4 protein-coding genes and 1 pseudogene are annotated in these 3,075 nt (G+C 44.0%); all 5 read right to left on the bottom strand.

The window, feature by feature from the left end; all coding sequences use genetic code 11:
- A pseudogene (locus B3763_RS10735) lies at positions 1-987 on the bottom strand (WD40/YVTN/BNR-like repeat-containing protein); the annotation flags it as partial.
- 34 nt (positions 988-1,021) lie between these two features.
- Positions 1,022-1,600 (bottom strand): NUDIX hydrolase, encoded by a 579-nt coding sequence (locus B3763_RS10730; RefSeq protein ID WP_286746355.1) that lies wholly within the window; start codon positions 1,598-1,600, stop codon positions 1,022-1,024.
- The gene (locus tag B3763_RS10725; protein ID WP_286746353.1) at positions 1,578-1,943 is read right to left on the bottom strand and encodes a carboxypeptidase-like regulatory domain-containing protein; all 366 of its coding nucleotides are present in this window, start codon (positions 1,941-1,943) and stop codon (positions 1,578-1,580) included. Before B3763_RS10725 ends, B3763_RS10730 begins: the two co-directional genes overlap by 23 nt.
- 10 nt (positions 1,944-1,953) lie before the next feature.
- On the bottom strand, positions 1,954-2,538 hold the full coding sequence (locus B3763_RS10720; protein WP_189630164.1) for a hypothetical protein: 585 nt from the start codon (positions 2,536-2,538) through the stop codon (positions 1,954-1,956).
- A gap of 90 nt (positions 2,539-2,628) precedes the next feature.
- Positions 2,629-3,075: hypothetical protein (locus tag B3763_RS10715; RefSeq protein WP_286746351.1), on the bottom strand; the 447-nt coding region annotated here is incomplete at its 5' end.

Genomic DNA, 3,075 nt, shown 5'->3' with positions numbered 1-3,075 from the left:
CGAACGATAGATACCTCCGTTGCGACTTTCTCCGCCTGCCATATTGGTGGCCGAACTTAGGGTGGCATAAAACACCCCACTCTCGGTGCGATGTATATCGGTAAAAAATTCTGCCGGAATGTTGTTTAAATCGAAGGTAGGTGGATTATTGATTAAATCTGTCCCCAACACGGTTGTCCAGGTTTGGCCACCATCGGTAGATCGTACAATGGCTCCATAGATGGCTGCCAACACTTCATCTTCGGCCAGGTTGTTGGGATTTGTGGTTATATCCCATACGTATTGAAAAGGTGAGTTAAATATACCGGGCGAGTTGGACTGTGTTGAAGGCAAGGGCTCCCAGCTGTCGCCTCCGTTGGTCGATTTAAAGACACCATCGCCCCTAAAGGGTGCTCCCGGTGCCCGACTAGAGTTACCCACCAGCTCCCCGGTTCCGTAGTACCAAATGTCTTCTTTACCGGTGCGTATATCTTGCGTTATGGCGGTTACACTCTGCAGCTGATCAGAGGCTGTAGTTTTGAACCAATTCTGCCCAAGATTTTCCGACTTCCACACTCCTCCGGAAACTCCTCCGGCCAGTATAATTTGCTCATTGCGAATATCTAGAGCTATGGCCCGGGTTCTTCCCGCAATATTTTCCGGCCCAACAGGGAGCCATAATAGCTGATGGTTTTTGGTGCTATTTCCTGAAGATGCCGAGCGAGGTGTTTTATTCAGGGTATTTTGAAGGTTTACTTCACGCGCAAACTCCAATTCTTGTTTACGAATATTCGCAGGTACTTTACCCGTTGCCGGGTTCACCAGCATTTCTTGTTCATACTCCTGCCGCGACTGAACATTTTCTTTTTGATAAAAAGAAGACCGGGGAGTCTCTATTTCGGGCGGTGATTTTTTTTCGTCTTGGTATGTAAAAACCAGAATACTGTACACCAGCACATAGACCAGAACCAGAACAGGGAGTACAGCCTGCTTTTTGGAGTTTATCATAGGTTAAATATAACGCTGTGAATAAGGAGGAACATTAATCTCCTTTATTAATTTTCAATTGAACGGTTTTGTTCAGCATTCTTACAATGGAATCGTTTTGCTTTACTTGCTGCTTCACTTTTTCCAGCGGTAGCCAGGCCATGTCTTTTGCTTCATGGTTGAATTGAAGCGGTTCATTCATAGATGCCAAAACAAGGAACCTAACATCATAATGATCGTGAGCCGGAATACCCTTATACTCAGGGATTAAATGAATATCAATATCGAAAATTTCTTCATCAATCAATTGAAGGTTTTTTAAACCTGATTCTTCACTCACTTCTTTGAGAGCCACCTTCCACAGAGCTGCTTCGCCATCGGCATGCCCTCCCAATTGGAGCCACCGGTTTAGTTTGGCATGGTGGGTAAGCAAGCAGTGGGTTCGCTCCTCGTTTACCACCCAGGCCGAAGCGGTGAAATGGGCATGCTCCAGGCTTCTTTCAAAACAGTTAGGGTAGCTTTCAAGCAAAAAAAGCATTCGTTCTCTGAATGCTTTTTCCGCTGGGTTTTCTGGCGAATAGCCCAGCAATTTTTTCTTTAGCAGCTCTCTGTCAGAGCTCTGAGATAACCACATTAGCCTTGTTTAGTTTTTTAGGTTCCAAATCGGAGATAATTTCGCCACCACCGGCATTGGTCTTATCGCCCTTTTCTACCTTCACATAATATTGTTTTTGGTTGAGGCCCTTAAAGGTAACTATGCCTTTCTTATTGGTAAGCTGAAACTCCTGAACAGGGTTTTTCTCGGCTTTGTAATCATTGGCGTTGGCATAGAGGGTTACCTTAGCATCGGGTACCACATTGCCCAACTCATCTACCACTGTGATTTTAAGTTTGGTCGTAAAAATTTGTGCTTCTGCTTTTTGCTCCATTCCAAAGCCCACCAGGCCGAACAGCAATACGAATAAAAATTTCTTCATTTGGGTTTAATTATGATTCAAAGACTTTATCGAACAAATCTTGAAAAGGTTCGGCTTTTGTATACTGCCGATCTTGATAAATGTTGGCCATGAATTTAATAAAACTCGGCTTTCGGTTCACATCAACCTTTTCTATGAGCACGTTGCCATAACGCTGATTAATAATTGGCTGCCCCAATTCTTCAGTAACTGGCTTTAAATACCATTTTTCTATAGTTTCTTCGTGGGTTTCTTTGTCCAGCACCCTGCGGTCGCCCTGAGATAATTTATAACCGCTGTCCAAAACTTTTTCTTTAAAGAAATCGAAAAGATTTCTAAAGTTTTCGTGACCAATGGAGGGATTGAAACTTACCGCAAAACCATTGGAGTATTGAGTGTCCAGAATGTGCACATCGATAGAAGAAAGTATGCCTTGCTTTTTCATGTAATAGGCATGCTGAATATCGTGAACCAACTGCTTTTGACCTTCTCCTCCTAACCAGCTCTGGTAAGAGGCCAGCTCCTTAGTGCTTCTGCGAAGCATCTCATGTACAAAAGCTGCTTTGGGTGGCTGCTTACCAAAAATTTTGCCCACTACATCTTCGAAAAAACCCATAACTCAAAGGTAATGAATCTACAACTGCCAAAAGGGTCGTGCGGTTTTCTAAATTGTAAAATCTGCGGAAGCTCAAAGCCACCCACAAGCCTAAAGCTTTAACCTGAGCACAGAGGCAGATAGGTCTAAATCTTCAAAAGCCTTACCTATTAGAGGTTGTAGTATGGCCGAAAGCCCCTCCTCTAAAATATCGCTGGCTTCTGTCAACTGCAGTTTGTTGGCCCCATAGCAAGTAAACCCGGGTTCAAACACATAAAAGTCTTCTGCAACTTTCTCGCCTTGCTCATAAAACCGAAAGGCAAAAACCATTGAGGTTTCACTTAGCATAAACTCCGTCAGTTGCTTGCCACCAGAGGTTAATTGCCCAAGTTTGGAGTCTTCTTCCAAAAGTGCGTTGGAGCAGAACACCAGCGAGGCTTCGCCTTCTTCATAAACATCTATATCCGCATATTCGTCTTTGTCTTCAAGAGCCTCCTCCAGAGTAGATTCTTCGCTGCTTTGTATGTGTACAGAGAGGGCCTCACTCAGCTCCTCAAG

It is taken from the genome of Roseivirga sp. UBA1976 (assembly GCF_002336325.1).
Taxonomy (GTDB): Bacteria; Bacteroidota; Bacteroidia; order Cytophagales; family Cyclobacteriaceae; genus Roseivirga; species Roseivirga thermotolerans.
Note: the sequence above shows the minus strand (reverse complement) of the source record. Positions and strands in the feature narration are given on the sequence as shown.